The organism is Microcoleus sp. N3A4 (assembly GCF_036701805.1).
In the GTDB taxonomy this organism is placed as follows: Bacteria; Cyanobacteriota; Cyanobacteriia; order Cyanobacteriales; family Microcoleaceae; genus Microcoleus.
In genome coordinates this window covers 13,513-30,161 of record NZ_JAUBRJ010000043.1, presented here as the reverse complement: position 1 = coordinate 30,161, position 16,649 = coordinate 13,513, and the positions used below count along the sequence as shown (strand labels likewise).

The window sequence follows — 16,649 nt, the reverse complement described above, 5'->3', positions numbered from 1 at the left end:
CAATCTCAGTCTATGAGAGGACTGAGTTACTGACAATTGATATCTCTTTTACGGATAATTGATCTACAGTTGACGCCAGCGGGTTTCCAGATAATTTTATAAGGTTAAGGATTTTGTATTGTTTCTTAATGAGGTGGGAACTCCGTAATTTCAGGAAGCAAGTATCTTGGGGTTGTAGCCTTTAGTGAATCCGGTAGATGCGTTTCTCGATCGGAAATAGATTAGGACTTTGGCACAGAAACCGGGTTTCTTTGAAAAATCTCAGACTAGAGACGAAAAATTTACGAAGAAACCCGGTTTCTCACCGTGCGTCCAGAACTATAGATTATACTAAATCCGGGTGATCCATATCCGGGGAATAAAACCCCTTTATCCTCCGATTGCTTAGGCTATAATGGGCAAGGAAAATATCAGCAGGTCATGAGATATGATAACCTTCAGCGATTCTCAAGATATCTATTATTTAAGGAACTATCATCCTCTTTATTGGCAAGGCGAAGAGAATGATTATTTTGATTATTTTAGTGAAAAAATACTTGAATTGAAAAACAAAGAAAAAACAAGTATTGATTTCTGGTTTAAGGAGCTAAAAAAGCATTTAAAGATGGATGAGAGCTTTGCCATTGCTGTAGTTCCTTCACATTCGTCAGGTAATCAAGTATCGGGTATCCATCTAGTAGCCCAAAAATTAGCTAAATCTCTCCCAGAACAAATAAATGACGCAACTCTTTGCTTAATACGAGTTAAAAACATCGATCGATTATCTACAGGGGGCAATCGCGAACTATACATTCATTTTCAATCAATGGAAGTAATCAATTTAGAATTGATTCAAAATAAAAATGTTCTTTTGCTCGATGATGTATCAACGAGTGGTAATTCGTTACGCGCAGGCAAAGAGTTACTTCTGAAAGCAGGTGCTAGTAAAGTGAAATGTGTAGCTCTCGGAAAAACAGTCACATATGATGATTCAGTTTACGAAAAGATTGATAGGGATGCTATGGGCTGTTTCAATGCTATAGACTACTGGGAAATTGAGGAACACGAAAAAAATTGCAGGGATGCAGAAATGTCTCACTTTCTTGTTTGTGAAGAAGCTGAAGACCTGCGAGAAAAAATAACAAATGACGCAGAGTATGCTCGCGATCAAATACAAAGATGTGCGAATTATAGTCACCTCGAATTATGTTTTATACCAAATCCGGGTTAGATATCCCTGTTATGACTCGGCGGTTGAAACCGCGTCTACACGAACAAAGTCGGCAGTAAGGCCGACTAAGAGATAAAGGGGGTAAGAAACCCGGATTTGGTATTAAACCTTTGTTAGCTGAGGGATTAATTGATGAGGATATTGAGGCTGTGGCCGATCGAAATTATCCAAAAAGTTTGGCCCAAATATAGAAACCAGAAATTTCGTCTATTTTTGGTGTTAGTATTAATTTGCCTAATTGTACGATCGCTTCCTTATCTTGCACCCATCCGTACTGCTGACATCGCCCAGGAGCAGTCGGCGATCGAATTTAGCGATCGCAACGGACTCCCCCTGGGCACTATTCTCACTCGCGACCAAGAACATACCGCCGCTGTACCCTTAAATCAAGTTTCTTCTCACTTTGTCCGCGCCATTATCGCCGCTGAGGACAGCCGATTTTATCAACATGGTGCCACAGATGCGATTGCTATCGCGCGATCGCTCCTCGAAGCCGCACAAGCCAAACACATAGTCAGCGGTGCTTCCACCATCACCATGCAGTTAGCACGGATGCTAGAGCCTGCTCCTCGCACATTGCCTCACAAAGTAAGAGAAATTTGGCTGTCTTGGCGTATTTTTGCCGGCATGAATAGAGATGAAATTCTCGAATCTTACATCAACAGATTGCCAATGAGCGGCAATATTTACGGTGTAGAAGCCGCTTCTCGCACCTATTTTGGCATTTCGGCCGCCGAGATCAATCTTGCTCAAGCCAGCCTTTTAGCAGCCATTCCTAACGATCCAAATAATCTCAATCCTTACTACCGTTGGCAATCTTTAAAAAAACGGCAAACTTACGTACTAGATCGCATGGTCAAGGACAAATATATCACGCGATCGCAAGCAGAACGAGCCTTAACAGAAGAAATTTTACTCGTACCAGTCAAACAGGGAATTATTGCCGCACCTCACTTTTTATTCTGGCTATCCAATCAATTACCTAAGCAGCATCCGTCTCATATTCGCACTACTATCGATCGTTCTCTACAGCAGTTTGTTGAAGCACAAGTGCAGCAAGTCGTCAACACTTTATCTCCCCATAATGTCCATAATGCCGCAGCTTTAGTCATCAATAATCCTACTGGAGAAATTTTAGCTTATGTCGGTTCTCCTGATTATTTTAATCAAACAGAAATAGGTCGGAATGACGGAGTGCAAGCCTTACGTCAGCCTGGTTCTACTCTTAAACCTTTCTTGTATGAATTAGCCTTAGAAAAACGTGCCATTAGAGCCAATACGATTTTGGCAGATGTGCCGACTTATTATGCCATTCCTGGGGCCAAACTTTATAGCCCTACTAATTATAACGATCGCACCTTTTTAGGTCCAGTGAGGGTGCGAATTGCCTTAGCAAATTCCCTCAATATTCCAGCAGTAAGGGTATTAGAAAAGGTGGGAGTCCCTAGCTTCCTCAATCGGTTACATGAACTGGGTTTTGAGCATTTAACTCAACCTCCAGAATACTATGGCTTGGGGTTAGTTTTAGGTAGCGGTGAAGTGAGTTTGTTTGAGTTGGCTAGGGCTTATGTTACGTTGGCGAGACAAGGGCAATTTACACCAATTTTGACTACATTCGATGCCGATCGACTTCCTAATTCTCAACCGATTATCGAGCAGAAAGCATTGGCTTTTCAACTTCCTAATTCTCAACCTATAATCGAGCGGAAAGCAGCGGCTTTAATTATTAATATGCTGAGCGATACTCACGCCCGCGCTCGAGAATTTGGGGTTGATTCGGTGTTAGTTTTACCCTTTCCTACGGCGGTGAAAACGGGAACTTCTTCGGATTTTCGGGATACTTGGACGGTGGGTTTTACTACTGATTATACTGTTGCTACTTGGGTCGGAAATTTTAATGGCGATCGTATGAAAAAAGTCTCTGGAGTTATGGGTGCTGCACCTCTCTGGAATCACATTATGCTACACTTGCACGAACATCAAGAACCTGCGGCTTTTCCGACCTTGAAAGGGTTAGTACAGCGCCCTATTTGTGCTATTTCTGGGTGGCGACCTAACCCTGATTGTCCGTCAGTTGTGCAAGAATATTTCTATCCTGAAGATATTAGTAAGTACGAAACTGAGTCAGGGAGTTTAAAGTTATCTGAAGAGTATAACGGCTGGTTAACAAAGCAGAGTAACTCTAGTTTGAGTAACAGTAATTTCAAAATAATTTTTCCTCAAAATGATGATTATTTTCTGATGAATCAGAATGAGAATTCACGGCTGGAGTTTAAAATTTCGGGAGTAAATACTACTCTTATTGAGTGGTGGTTGAATGGTAAGAAGTTAGCCACGCAGTCGTCTAATTCGCTATTCTGGCATCTGAAACCTGGAGAGTGGAATTTGCAAGCTAAATCAGGTGGAATGGTTGATACTGTGAGGTTTAATGTGCAGGTTGCCAACAATAAATCAGTGCGGAGTGGCTTTTCATTTGTTGGCAATTCAACCTTTTTACCGACTGGCAAATAGAATTAAAAGGAGACTTTTACTTCAGTAGTTCGGAAGACAATTATACATATAGCAATCCTCGCATCAGTCGCCTCTCTCGAGCGAGACCAGAATCCTTGCAGTGCGAGCCAGAAAGCTCGCGTATAATGCAAGCAAATTATTTAGGATTGCTATAGTTGTTCGCTAAACTAGCTCCGTTGTAGGAGCGATCGCATTTCTGCTCAGTTAATCCCTTGTCAATTGGCTAATTTTACCCTAATCTGATTCTGATAGCCTATTGAAGCGAAGAAACCAACGATGAAAAAGTTAATGCCCTTACTACTGGGTGCTGTATTACTCAGTAACACTGTTGCTTGTCATTCGTCAAGCGAGCAGATCGCCAACACTTCTGCTCCGGCCAATCAAAGCCCAAATCCTGTATCTAACCTCTTCAGCCCTACGTCCAGTAAGCTTACAAATCAGCCAGCGGCCGTCCCTGCGGGAACCAGTTTTGATACCATTCTCCAACAAGATTTGTCTACGGGCAAAAACCGCGACAAGGAGGGTTTTACTCTGCGAGTCAAAGGAGGCAATAAAACTCTTAAAGATGCCGTGATACAGGGACATCTGGAAGATGTTGTCAAAGCAGCTAAGGGTAAAAAAGCGAGTTTGCATCTAGTTTTTGATGACATTCAACTCGCAGATGGTTCAGCTTATCCAATTGATGTTACTTTAGTTAATACTCAGGTAGAAACAAAAACCAAAGGCAAGTTTGTGCAGAATGCTGGCATTATTTTAGCTGGAGCAGCGGCCGGTCATTTCCTCGGTAATAAAGCGAATTTTAAGCATGGTGCTGTAGCTGGGGGTGCAGCAACAGCGGCTTATGTCAAGTCTTGTCCTGGTGGTGAAGTTGTCCTTCAAAAAGGAACCAATGTTAAGCTGAAACTTAAAACACCTCTCGATACTAGCCCGTAATAAATTGTGCTTTTTTAGACTGCATAGATGTAGAGAACGGAGGCGATTGAGTACCAATCGAAGGATCTCGCTCGTACAGAATAATTTACCTCCGTTGAAGGTTTCTTTTTCTGCTTAGGGAGATGATTGTTCGGAACCGAATTAGCAGCATTCATATAAAAATATTCGGGAGTTTTGGATTGGCATAATACAGTTTATATTACACTACTGAGTTAGGCACTTAATGCACAGCAGCACTTAGAGGCAGACCCGCACGCATCGCATCCACCTCTCTCAGATGCGGTAGCCGAGATAACGGCTTTCCGAGGATATGATGTAAAGAAAGGTTAAGAAATGCCCGGTAGAGACTGGGTTATTGAGATCGAAACGCCATTATTCCATCTCAAGTTTGCAACCAGAGTGCGGTCATTGGAGCGATCGCCAATGCTCCTCCGGTTCGCAGACTCAATAAAATGGGTGCCGACAAGCGTGAAATATTTGGCTCCACTAACTGAAATTAACACCAGTTCACGGCATCTCTAGGAATGAGAATTAAATAACTTACACTCTTGAAAGTGGGGAGTAGGGGTTGGGCTCTTATAGCCCGCCCTTTTTTGGACGGGCTATAAGAGCCCATCCCACCATAACAATTAAAATTGTAAGTTATTTAATTCGCGATCCGTAGGTAGCTTTTCTAATGCTTTCCCAAATAAAGAATACCGAAAGCAATGGTAGCTTCCGGTATCAACTTTTCCAGTTCTGTTGTTGTTAAGTAAATCCAATTAGGCTCAATGAAAGTAAAATTTGCCTCACTCAATTAAGCACAGCTTTCTGCGTACTGAGTTCACCACTAAACACGCTTACCCCATCGTTATTAATTAGCCTGTTCCAAAGCGGGATTCGCTGTAGTTCCAGCAATCTGGGCTAAATTAATCTTGACGACTTTATTGCGAGCTTCTTGTACCTTCGGCAGGGTTAGCGTTAGAATGCCATCAAAGCATTCAGCTTGCACGGAGTCGTTTTGAATGGGTGCGGGCAAGGGAAGCACGCGGTGGAATTTGCCTCTTCGGAATTCAGAGCGGACGTACCCAGGTTTCTCGTCTGTGTTTTCGCAGTGGCGTTCGCCAGAGATAGAAATTGCTTCGCGGGTGACTTGAACGTCAACGTCTTTGGGGTCAATTCCGGGCAGTTGCGCTTTCAATACGAAGTTGTCCCCAGCATCAACCAATTCCAGAGCGGGCATCCAAGCGGCTTCTGAGTTATCTCTCGCTGTTGCCAGCCGGTCAAAAGCTCGATCGAGTTGCTGGCGGATCGTTTCAATTTCAGTGAAGGGTTGCCAAGAGCGCATCAACATAATGTGTCACCTCAAAGATTGGTAAAGCTTTATAACGAAAGTTTGGGTTGAAGCTCATTGTTGCTTGCAGTTATTATGATGCCGCTTTATAAGTGGGAGGAACAGTCAGGAGAACCCTACTAAGCTGGTCGTATTTGCCAGAATGAGTGCGAAACAATCAGATTAATTGGCATTGAAGAAAACCGTACAAAGCTATTCCTAGAAACCTCATCATGCTATGTCAACGCCATGATGAGCTCGCGCCGTGCGAACTCTGCACGGCCGCGAGCTCACCCGCTGGTGCTGGCCGTTCTAGGTCGCAGAACTTCGACATTCAGCTCTAGTTTTTCTCCCAGCCACAAAGAATGTAGAGTGTGGTCTGCCAGATCGTCGCCTGTTTCGGGATGGACGAGAATATCTAACCCCTCGCGGTGGAGCATCAACCAGGGAACGACATTGCCAAACTGCGGGGGTAAAAACGCAACTTGATACATCGCTTGGGGGTGGGGGCCGATGGGTTTGTCGTGCCAGCGCCCTAACTGCACCTCAAACCGAGCCAATCCTTCGCGCACGCGCGCTGCTGCATCGCGGCTGGCTGTGTCGAAGTAAATATGCGCGTGAAAACCAACAATTTCGATGGTGTCTTCTTTCATCATTTTCAGCAGGTTATTGAGCCGACATCAGGACAAAACGGTTGTTACTGAGCGGCTAACTTGACCTGTGGCAAACTGCGGAATTCAGCCATCCGTGTTGTTCGCACTCGCTCCGTTAATTGCATCCACCTCAACATCACTCAACACTTTGGCTTCCATCCCGTACAAATCGTTCAGCACAACCTTGACCGAAAGGAAACGCGAAATACTCCGTCAGTTTTCCAATCCGGTAATTAAACGCTTTGTATCGGTGTTTGAAGTACAGCTCCACATTTCCCCGATGTTCCCACAGTCCCAGCAAGTTGACAACCACATCCGAGTAATGCGCCCTCACATCCCGCTGTACCGGGCGCGATTCTTTCCTCGAGAGATCGAGTTGTTACCCCAATTTTATAGAAGCAGTTCCCGCCCGCTTTGACCTCCAGAAAATAGAGCGAGTTCGCCAAAATCCGACGAAGCTGTGCAAGGGTAATCTGCAAGTCAGCCCGCCGTTCTTCCAAGCAGGATAACCCCGCAGATAAAGCAATCTCTACAGAGCTTTCCAACGAAGCCAGCTCCAATAGCAGCAGCGGTTCTTGGACTTTGTTGAACGACGCGGCTTGGGAAGAGCGCCCACTGGGATTTTACGCCCGGTTTGTGAATTGATAAGAGCTCGCGCCCGACGACTCCACCAATCCTTTGAGTTCCCACCGCTCGTTTACCAAGTCTTTGGGAATCGATCGCTTTTGGGCCCCGTACTCTTTCCACAGCACTTTCAATTGCTCCAATTCCTCACCCTTTAACTGAATGTTGAAATTATCGTAGAGCGGCAGCGAGGGAAATGCTTTGGTTTTAATCCGCTGCGAGACTGGCGCAGCAAGTTTCCCCGGTGTGGGCTTGCGTGATGTTCTTTCACCGAATCCTTTTTTGCTGTGAGGGAGCCTCCGCAGTAAAGGCAAGTTAGCTGAGTTTTTCCGCGCACAACCTCGTCAATGCCCGCCAGTTCACCGCCAAGAGAGCAACGCCGTATTTTAGCCACATCGCCTTTCAATTCTCCTTAAAGCAGGTTTTCGTAGATGCACCTGCTCCACATGACCGACGATTTTAACAAATCTTGGGGTGAGGGCTTCTGCCTTGGGGGAGAAAGCTCTAGGCATTCCAAATGGAATGCGTGACTTTAATCCTTGCATCCACCAAAATCTAAAATCTAAAATCTAAAATCTAAAATTGCTCGTCACCAATCGGGAATTTCTTCAGTCGCGTCGGATAGGTCTTGTGACAGTTGCTCTCTCGGTAACGGCACAGCGGGCAATTCATCAATTACGCGGGGAAATGCAGGTTTTCCGGTGTAGGAAAGCATCGATAAAGAGGCGATCGCTCCTTTGACTTGATCCGGCTTCACCTCTAAGTAGCGCTGCAACTGTTCGAGATTGCTGTGACCGCTGATTTCTTGAATGATCCGCAGCGGAATTCCGGCGTTGCTCATCTGAGTTAGGGCCGTTCTCCTAAAACTGTGGGTGGAGGCTCCCTCGATGCCGGCCCGCTCGAACGCTTGTCTCAAAATCTTGTCCGCTGAGTCGGGGTGCAAATGCTTCCAGCGGTGGCAAGGGTGGCGGCCTGGGAATAAATAAGTCTGACCCGCGTTGGGTTTCCAAGATGTCAGGAGACTTCGCAAATCTTCAATGACCGGAATCGTGCGGGTTTGGAGTTTCCCCTTGGTGTTGCCCTTGCGGAAGTTGATTGTAGGTCGGACTGTACCTCTGGCAGTGTAAATATCGATGACCTCCAGGGAACAGGCTTCGGCAATGCGGCAGGCGGTGTAGAGGCAAACTCCAAACAAAGTGCGGTCGCGGTCGCTCTGCAAACCGTCGTTGAATAAGAGTTCGATTTCATCTTGCGCGAGTATCTTGGCCTGCCCGTGTCCCTCTATTTTCATGCTTGGTGTATACTCGACCCGACACCTGAGAGTCTTGCATACTTGCTGCATTGCTGCACCGTTCTGGGGTATTTCTTAACGAGGCGGCTGAGGGCGAGCGTCATAAATTAGCTGAAGTGCAGCTAACGCGGTAAAGATACAAAAGTCACATCGATCGGAGTAATTAGCTTAACAAAAATATTAGGATTAATGATACTAAATGGGTCGATGCACTTCTAAAACTGGTTGACAACCTGCTGTTACTGTTCTATATCCAAATTGGACTCAAAACTCAACTAAATTATGTACTAGCATAAGGTCTATATACCATGTGATAGCGGAATCTCCAAAACAAATTCAGCTCCCCGCCTCGGTGCTGAAATGCACGTTAGCGAACCGCCGTGTTTTTGTACGATAATTGAGTGCGAAACAGACAAGCCCAGACCAGTCCCCGAACCTACAGGCTTAGTTGTAAAAAAGGGATCGAATACCCTCACGCGGACTGATTCACTCATTCCAAGTCCGTTGTCTGCAATTGAGACGATCGCGCTAGTGCCTTTTACCTCTGTGCGAATCCGAATCGCAGGCGTTGGACACTGCCGGTCGTCCAACTGTACCAGCGCATCGATCGCATTGCCTAGAATATTCATAAACACCTGATTGAGTTCTCCAGCAGAACACTCGACTAAAGGCAGGTTCCCGTATTCTTTAACAACTTGGATTTCTCTGCTCGCAATGCCTACCAGCACGCTGCTATCATTTCCATCCCCCAGCTTTAACGCTGAGTTCAAGCGGTGCTGCAAAATCAGCAGCGTGCTCTCAATCCCTTCGTGAATGTCAACCCGCTTCATCTCGCTCTCTGCAAGGCGCGAAAAATTCCGCAAACCTATCACAATATTGCGGATGCGCTCGGCTCCAACATTCATCGACTTCAGAATTTGCAGCAAGTCTTGTTTGAGGAAATCAAGTTCAATTTCCTCTGTTACTGCTGCCAATTCAGGAGTAAGAATCGGGTATGTCCGCTGGTAAACATTGATTATTTGCAGCAAATATTGCATATATTCAGTTGCGTGAGTAAGATTGCCATAAATGAAATTAATCGGATTGTTAATTTCATGAGCAATTCCTGCAACTAGCTGTCCCAAACTTGACATTTTTTCAGTTTGAATCATTTGAGCCTGAGTCTGCTGCAATTCTATCAGAGCAGTTTCTAGCTGAACTGCTTGTTCTTTTAACTGCACTTCTGACTGCCTCAAAGCTGATTCAGTAGAGATTCGCTCGCTAATTTCCTGTTGTAGGAGCGCGTTTTTTTCTGTAACTTCCCGCGTCCTATCTTGCACTTTCGCCTCTAAAGTCTGGCTGTACTCCTGCAATTTTTCATTAGCTGCCGACAAGTTTTTATAGAGAAAAGCGTTTTCTAAAGAAATCGCAGCTTGAGTAGAAAGAAGCTTTAAAACTTCCTGCCTTTCTGCTGTGAAAACACCCGCTGCCAGATTATTTTCTAAATAAAGCACAGCAATTAAAGTACCTTGATTGATAATAGGCGTACAAAAAATAGACTTAGTATTGTTTTTGACAATGTAAGTATCATTTTTGAATAGTTCATCCTTCCCGGCATCATCTAAAACAACATCTCTTTTCGTTCGGACTGCATAATTTATTAGAGACAGTGGCAAATCCTGACTGAAAGCGATTGGAAGCGACTGCTGTACTACGATCCGATCTCGTTCAACAGAACCCGACGCTTCTATTAACAAGTCGCCATTTTTTGCTAAAATTAAAAAACCGCTTTGGGCGCCAGCGTTCTCCATCATAATTTCTAGCAATTTTTCTAGCAATTTACTCAAAACAACTTCGCTCGCTAAAACTTGCGAAGCCTTCATTACTGTTGCTAAATCGAGGAAAGAATTACCTGTTGTATTATTATTTGTAAATGTTGTAGTTTCTGTAGAGGTAGTTGTCTCAAAGCTGGCGTTCTTAGCAGCAGATATCAGAGAAAGAAGCAGAGGATATCTTGACTCCAAATCTGCAACCTTAGTCTTCGCTCCCCACCGAGCGTAGGCGTAGTATGCTGATGCCATGTAAGTCTGACCGATCTCCTCTCTTGAAGCCCCTAAATAAAATTCAGCCGCCAGTTCGCAAGCTAAAGCTTCCTCCTGAACGTACCCCTGTTTTTTAGCTCCCGCGATGGCGAGATCGTAATACTCCATCGCTTCCCAATTTTGCCCTTTCACCCGTGCTATTTCTGCCTCAACCAGCTCGTATTTATGCTGATAATTAGCCGGAGCATGGTAAGCCCAGCCCTTCATTTTTTCTTGATTCAACTCCACAACAGCCAGAGCTTCTTGTTGCTCGCTTTCCCTCCCAGATTCAGCCCGATCTCGTACATCGGGATACTGAGCCAGAAGAGCTAGCGAATAGTAGAAGTTGTGAACGGCAACCGTCATGTGTCCGGGTGCTGCTGCTTTATATTTTTCAGCGATTGAAGCATTTTCAATGGCAGCAGCAAACTCTTTAAATAAGTAAGATAGAATTGCTTTAGCAAGATAGGCAGCAAAAAGGGATATCTGGTTATTTGCTGTTTCTAAGAGCGGCAGCATTTCTACTTCATCAAAGCTCTCACCAATTAAGCAACATTTGTCAGCAGTAGGTCGAAAAAGATTCAAAACTAGCTGCCTCCATATCTTAACGTAATAGATACCAAATTCTTGTTTGAGTTTTAGCAGTAAATCGAGATAATGAGCTTGGCGCGACTCTACAGATTCTAGGTAGTTGCCAATTAAAAATATATGAGCGCAAGAGTTCAAAGCACAATAGCCAGCATATTCTACATCTCCAGTATCCAGACCGCTTTGCACCCCGAATTGCAAAGCATCTATTGTTTCCCTAGCGTGTTCTTTCCAATGTCTGATAGTAACGTTAAACAGAGTGTATACTTTAGCTGTGAGTTCTTTAGCATTAAATTGCTCTAACAGCTTCAAAGCTATCTGACCGGAATAATATCCTGCCTCGGTTTCTCCCAGCGCGGAACATAGGAGCAAGCCATAAATGCTGTAAGCGTAAGCTGCTAGCGCTGAATGACCGTTTTCAAGACAGAGATTAATTTGAGTCAATACGATGGGCAAAACCATCTCAGGCTTGGCAATAGAGGCGGGAGCTGAGATAGTCATCAGCAGGCGCATCGCCGCCAGCTTATCGGGAGCGGTCATTTCTGGAGCATTTTCCAAATCTGTCAGCGAAGGCAATTTTACTGAGGCATTCCCGGCTGCTAGCAACTTCGGAGAAATACCCAGCATTTCTAATATTTCCCATCCCGTATCAATAGCTTTAATGAGCTGGTTTTGAGCGACATAAGATTGAATTTTTAGCTCGTATACTTTCACCTTGTCAAGTAGGGTTTCTGCCTCTTGTAAAACAGCGTCAGCTAGTCGTTCAGAGTGCTTAAAATTGGTGTTTAAAAATTCTGTTTCTACTGCTTCTACATGGAGGTTGAGAGTCAATTCATACTGACTTTGCCAGCTATTAACAGCAAGGAGTTCCAAACCAATATTTAGATACCTGGCAGCAGCTTCGTAAGCTGTCGCTGCCTTTGCTTTCTGACCGGCAATTAGATTTAGGAAAGCTAGTTCATCTTTTTCTACTTGCCCAACTATTAAGTCAGTGCTAAAATTAAGTTGATTGACCAGAGCAAAGATATTTTCTTTTCTGTCTTCTGGGCTGGTATTTTGCAGCAAAAGTTTGCCAATGCTCAGGTGAGTGGATTTTCGATCGGATTCGGGAATCAAAGAATAAGCGGCTTGCTGCACGCGATCGTGCAAAAACTTATAATCTACCCTGGAATCGCTGAGAATAAGTTCGCGTAGTTCCTCCTGTCGAAAAACTAGCGGGATTTTGTAGTTTCCACTTAGAGGCAAAATTAAACCAGACTGAAGTGCCGGCCACAGACCAGAAGCAGTAACTGATTCTGACTCTTCATTCGCAATTGCCAAAACGCTTAAATTAAAAGTGCTGCCGATGCAAGCCGCCAATTTTAAGACTTTTTGCGTTGATGCTGGTAGCTTTTGAATATTCTTTGCTATCAGTTCAACGATATTGCAATCCGCAATACCAATGGTTTGAATAAGTTCGATATCCCACTGCCAAATACCGATAAAAGTGTCGTAAGTTAGCAGGTGTTCGGAATCCAGCACTTTTAGCAGTTGAGTCAAGAAGAAGGGATTGCCTTGGGTTTTATTGAAAAGCAGTTCTGAGAAAGATTTTATACGGCTAGCTTCGGGAGATTCGTTGAGCGTGTCTGCAATTAGCTGCCTGACATGGTTTAGCTGTAAAGGTTTAACAGTAATATTATTGATGGCAGCCCCACTTTCTCGAATTTTTTCTAATGTCTGAATCAAAGGATGAGCTGGATTGACTTCGTTATCTCGATAAGCTCCGATCGTTAACAGATATTGGCTGTCGCGATCGCTCATCAGCAGTTGGATTAATTTGAGGGATGCTGAATCAGCCCACTGCAAGTCGTCTAGGAAAAGAACGAGGGGGTGTTCGGGTTGACAAAAGACTTTGAAGAACTGACCAAAAACGCGATTGAAGCGGTTTTGGGATTCATGGGAACTCAGTTGCGGTACTTCTGGCTGATGACCGACAATCAGTTCAACTTCGGGGATAACATTAATAATTAGAGAACCATTTTGACTCACTGCCGTTAAAATCTTCTCTTTCCAAACAGCTATTTTTTCAGAATCTTCTGTTAATAGCTGTCGCAAGAGTGACTGGAAAGCTTGAATCAGCGAAGCGTAAGGAATATTGCGCTTAAACTGGTCAAATTTACCAGCAATAAAATACCCCCGCTTGGCTGCAACAGGTTTGTGAACTTCATTCACTAAGCAAGATTTGCCAATTCCCGAATAACCGCTGACCAGCATCATTTCGGCTGTGCCGAGGCTGGTTCGTTCAAACGCTTCCATTAATACAGCTACCTCTTCTTCCCTGCCGTAGAGCTTCTGCGGGATCGGCAGTTGACCGGATAAATCTTTAGACCCTACAATGAACGGTGAAATTGTGCCGAATTCCTGTAGCTGAGCTAGGCAATTTTCTAGATCGGCTTTTAGTCCCCCAGCAGTTTGATACCGCTCTTCGGCAGTTTTGGCTAATAATTTGAGCGCGATGTCAGAAATTGCTTGGGGGATTTCTGGATTTAACTGAATCGGCGGAACTGGTTGCTTTGCTAAATGGCAGTGAATCAATTCCATTGGGTCAGTGGCTGTAAAAGGTAGGGAACCTGTCAGCATTTCATAAAAGGTTGCACCCAAGGAGTAAAAGTCGGTACGATAGTCGATCGACCGATTCATCCGACCCGTTTGCTCTGGGGATATATAGGCTAGCGTGCCTTCTAGACAATTAGGATTGTTAATTATTTGGTTTTCTGTGCCCAGGCGAGAAGAAATGCTAAAATCTATAATTTTAACCAACCAAGTTGCGGGATTGATAATAATATTTTTCGGCTTAATATCTTTATGAACGATCTGCTGTTTGTGGAGTTGCCCTAAAGTTGCCGCTAACTGAATTGCTATTCTGAGAAAGCCGATTCTATCGTTCTTGAGAGAAGCAAGGATGTAATTTAAAGATTGACCGCCAAAATCTTCCATAATTAAGGCGAAGCTGTTCTGGTGTTTTTCCAGCCCCAAGCACTTAACAACTCCTGGGATGTTCAAGTCTTTCGCGATTTCATATTGATACTTTAAATTAGCAACATCAATAGGATGTGGATACTTAGAGGTTAGTAGCTTAACAAGAACAGGCTGTTGGTTCTGAAGCTTCAGCCCCCGATAAACAACTGTTTTCACGCCTTCATTAATTTTTTGAAAATTTGTGTAGCCCGGAAGTTTTAGCATCTGATTGGGAAGTAAAATATTATGACTCTACCGCAAGGTATTACCTATATCTAATTCTGATTCTTCATTTTACCAGTCAAAATTTAAAAATCTGATTCACCCACAATTTTTTGAGGAAATCCAGAAATTACCCTAGATGCCTGCATACCTGAAGTAACAGTTGCTTCAAGACTGCTAATATTAATCCCATTAAGTGTCCAGTCACCAGCTAAGTAAAGATTATTAAAGCCTGATGCGTCAGGTTTTAGGCGATATTTTGTACTTCCTTTGAGAGACATGACATAACGCTCAGAAGGCTCAATATTTGCCCGCCAAAACTGAGAATTAAATCGTTCTAAACCATTACCATTTTTTGAGTCAACAAGTAAGTTCCAATTCAGAATATCTGAACTTTTTGGTAGGGTTATTTTAGGCCATAAAATCGCAATATTTTGCTGAAACCACTTAAGAGCCGTTTCTTTGACCCGATTCATTTCTTGGTCAGGAAACGAATTATCTACAAAGGCTGGAATTTCCTCGCTCTCTTCCAAAGGGCCACAAAAATAAGCAATACTACCTGGATAATGTTCTGAAGACCAACCCTCAGAGACATTGAGATGGCTCATATCAGCCCAAGTGTTAAAGGGATGTGCATAAGCATCTATAACAGGATTAGGCATCATCCAGCCCAATTCTGGTAAGCTAGGCTTTAGCCAGAGCTGAAGTGCCTGGGTTTGAACAGTCTTGACCTTCTCTACCATCTCCTGCCATTCTTTGCGAGCTTCTATTAGCTCTTGGCAAATATATTTTAGTGCTCCTAGAGAAATTCCCAGAACCACAGAATCAAAATCTTCTCCTACATTGAGCTCGATATCCTCCACATCGTCCCACGACATCCAGGCCGATTCTAGATTAATTTTCCTGAATTTAAGTTCTTCCCCTTCAACAAGCTGATCGTAGAGAGGAGAACTCGGCCAACAGGGTAGTTTGTTAACATCAACAAGCGGTTCGTAAACATTGTTTTTAAGCGTAACTTGGCGACTAATTTGGATCGTTTTAATAGTCTTTTTGTCCTCAGAAAGCTTCAGATTTTTGACACGATGGAAAAACTTAAACTTAACACCCCGTTGCTTGAGTACCTCGTAAAGTGGTGCGAAGATTGTATCTCCCATACCAGATTGCATTTTCCAAAAAAACGCACCCTTATAGGTAAGAGTCATGCGTAGAAAGCAACGAAGCGCAGCTCCAGCCGCTAAATTTGGTTGATTGACATTACCGTTCTCGTAACTAAAGACAAGGTCGTAAAGACCCTGCACTGGTGCCGAATTGACGCTAAGTTCAGAAGCCCCATGTTTACTCAACCACTCCCGGACATCATAGTCATCAATAGCATTAAAGCCATCAAAAATAATACCGTCCACAATTACACCCTGGATGATGGTGTATGCTAAATCTACAAGTATCCACAGGCGACGAAACTTGTGGTGCGCTTCTATTATTTCCTCAACAATTCGGAAAAGCCAATTTCTGAATTGACCCAGACACCAAAGCAGAGCATGGTGTTGTATAGCTCGGTGCGTTTTAGGATCTTGCGGCAATTCCTTAACTAATTCTTTAGCAATATATAATAAACCAATTTCATAAGGAACATTAGGAATTTCTAAGTGAATATTCATCTCTTTCAGTAGAGATTTTATCGACTCTGGAATCCCTGTAAAATCAAATAATTCTTCGCCTTCAGACTGAGTGCTAAATAAGTAGGATGAACTCTTAAATTGCTCGACCATAAACTCGACGAGCAAGCAAACAGACTCCCAAACAGAGGGCAATCTATCACTTTCTCCGGGCAGTAAATTATTTGTTGGGAAGTCGTAGGGCCAAAGTACCCACTGTTTGTTGATATATTCAGGAAATGCAATGAAATTGTGTGGCTTGAAAGCGTTCTGCCAGGTAGCAAGTGGGATGTCTTCACTCCGTCCTAATTCTTGATAGCACTGACGCATAACTCGAAAGGTATTTTCGTAAACTCCCATCAAGATATGTAGGCCATGTTCCTCAATTCGAGCTTGGGCATTCATATTGCGTCCGCTCGCACCTTTGCCACCCAGACGCCACCCCATTTGATAGAGTATAATCTCATATTTTTCCTTCCAATCAGGTTGACTTGTCAGTTCAAAAGCTGCTGTAAGAGAAGCCATACCCCCTCCTAAAATTGCGATTTTCTTTTTTTTCATAGTTTCAGCCATGATTTCTTTTTCCCTGCAAA

At 43.8% G+C, this 16,649-nt stretch carries 9 protein-coding genes; 3 read left to right on the top strand and 6 right to left on the bottom strand.

Annotated elements, in window-relative coordinates:
- Positions 1–427: 427 nt before the first annotated feature.
- The 3 genes from QUA56_RS22670 to QUA56_RS22660 all read left to right on the top strand — a co-directional run bounded on the left by QUA56_RS22670 (position 428) and on the right by QUA56_RS22660 (position 4,654).
- Complete coding sequence (locus QUA56_RS22670) at positions 428–1,210, top strand: phosphoribosyltransferase family protein (RefSeq protein WP_333361875.1); 783 nt, start codon at positions 428–430, stop codon at positions 1,208–1,210.
- A gap of 132 nt (positions 1,211–1,342) precedes the next feature.
- Positions 1,343–3,721 carry a penicillin-binding protein 1C gene (gene pbpC / locus QUA56_RS22665; protein ID WP_333361872.1) on the top strand — a complete coding sequence of 793 codons (2,379 nt, stop codon included), beginning with the start codon at positions 1,343–1,345 and terminating at the stop codon, positions 3,719–3,721.
- 276 nt (positions 3,722–3,997) lie between these two features.
- Positions 3,998–4,654, top strand: coding sequence for a hypothetical protein (locus QUA56_RS22660; protein ID WP_333361870.1), 657 nt, complete (start codon positions 3,998–4,000; stop codon positions 4,652–4,654).
- 853 nt (positions 4,655–5,507) lie between these two features.
- Here the strand turns inward: QUA56_RS22660 and QUA56_RS22655 are convergent.
- The 6 genes from QUA56_RS22655 to QUA56_RS22630 all read right to left on the bottom strand — a co-directional run bounded on the left by QUA56_RS22655 (position 5,508) and on the right by QUA56_RS22630 (position 16,629).
- Complete coding sequence (locus tag QUA56_RS22655; protein ID WP_333361867.1) at positions 5,508–5,987, bottom strand: Hsp20/alpha crystallin family protein; 480 nt, start codon at positions 5,985–5,987, stop codon at positions 5,508–5,510.
- 269 nt (positions 5,988–6,256) lie between these two features.
- Positions 6,257–6,622, bottom strand: a complete 366-nt coding sequence (locus QUA56_RS22650; protein ID WP_333361864.1) for a DOPA 4,5-dioxygenase family protein — start codon at positions 6,620–6,622, stop codon at positions 6,257–6,259.
- A gap of 620 nt (positions 6,623–7,242) precedes the next feature.
- Entirely contained in the window at positions 7,243–7,557 is a 315-nt protein-coding gene (locus tag QUA56_RS22645; RefSeq protein ID WP_333361861.1) for a hypothetical protein, read from the bottom strand.
- 275 nt (positions 7,558–7,832) lie between these two features.
- The gene (locus tag QUA56_RS22640) at positions 7,833–8,534 is read right to left on the bottom strand and encodes a tyrosine-type recombinase/integrase (RefSeq protein WP_333361858.1); all 702 of its coding nucleotides are present in this window, start codon (positions 8,532–8,534) and stop codon (positions 7,833–7,835) included.
- A 299-nt stretch (positions 8,535–8,833) separates the two neighbouring features.
- On the bottom strand, positions 8,834–14,404 hold the full coding sequence (locus tag QUA56_RS22635) for an AAA family ATPase (protein ID WP_333361855.1): 5,571 nt from the start codon (positions 14,402–14,404) through the stop codon (positions 8,834–8,836).
- Between the two features lie 83 nt (positions 14,405–14,487).
- Positions 14,488–16,629, bottom strand: coding sequence for an NAD(P)-binding protein (locus QUA56_RS22630; protein ID WP_333361852.1), 2,142 nt, complete (start codon positions 16,627–16,629; stop codon positions 14,488–14,490).
- Positions 16,630–16,649 lie beyond the last annotated feature (20 nt).

What these genes read in the sequence shown, in the direction of transcription:
- QUA56_RS22660 (WP_333361870.1), top strand. Translation starts at nt 3,998, where the DNA reads ATGAAAAAGTTAATGCCCTTACTACTGGGTGCTGTATTACTCAGTAAC.
- pbpC (WP_333361872.1), top strand. Translation starts at nt 1,343, where the DNA reads ATGAGGATATTGAGGCTGTGGCCGATCGAAATTATCCAAAAAGTTTGG.
- QUA56_RS22650 (WP_333361864.1), bottom strand. Translation starts at nt 6,622, where the DNA reads ATGATGAAAGAAGACACCATCGAAATTGTTGGTTTTCACGCGCATATT.
- QUA56_RS22655 (WP_333361867.1), bottom strand. Translation starts at nt 5,987, where the DNA reads ATGTTGATGCGCTCTTGGCAACCCTTCACTGAAATTGAAACGATCCGC.
- QUA56_RS22630 (WP_333361852.1), bottom strand. Translation starts at nt 16,629, where the DNA reads ATGGCTGAAACTATGAAAAAAAAGAAAATCGCAATTTTAGGAGGGGGT.
- QUA56_RS22670 (WP_333361875.1), top strand. Translation starts at nt 428, where the DNA reads ATGATAACCTTCAGCGATTCTCAAGATATCTATTATTTAAGGAACTAT.
- QUA56_RS22640 (WP_333361858.1), bottom strand. Translation starts at nt 8,534, where the DNA reads ATGAAAATAGAGGGACACGGGCAGGCCAAGATACTCGCGCAAGATGAA.
- QUA56_RS22635 (WP_333361855.1), bottom strand. Translation starts at nt 14,404, where the DNA reads ATGCTAAAACTTCCGGGCTACACAAATTTTCAAAAAATTAATGAAGGC.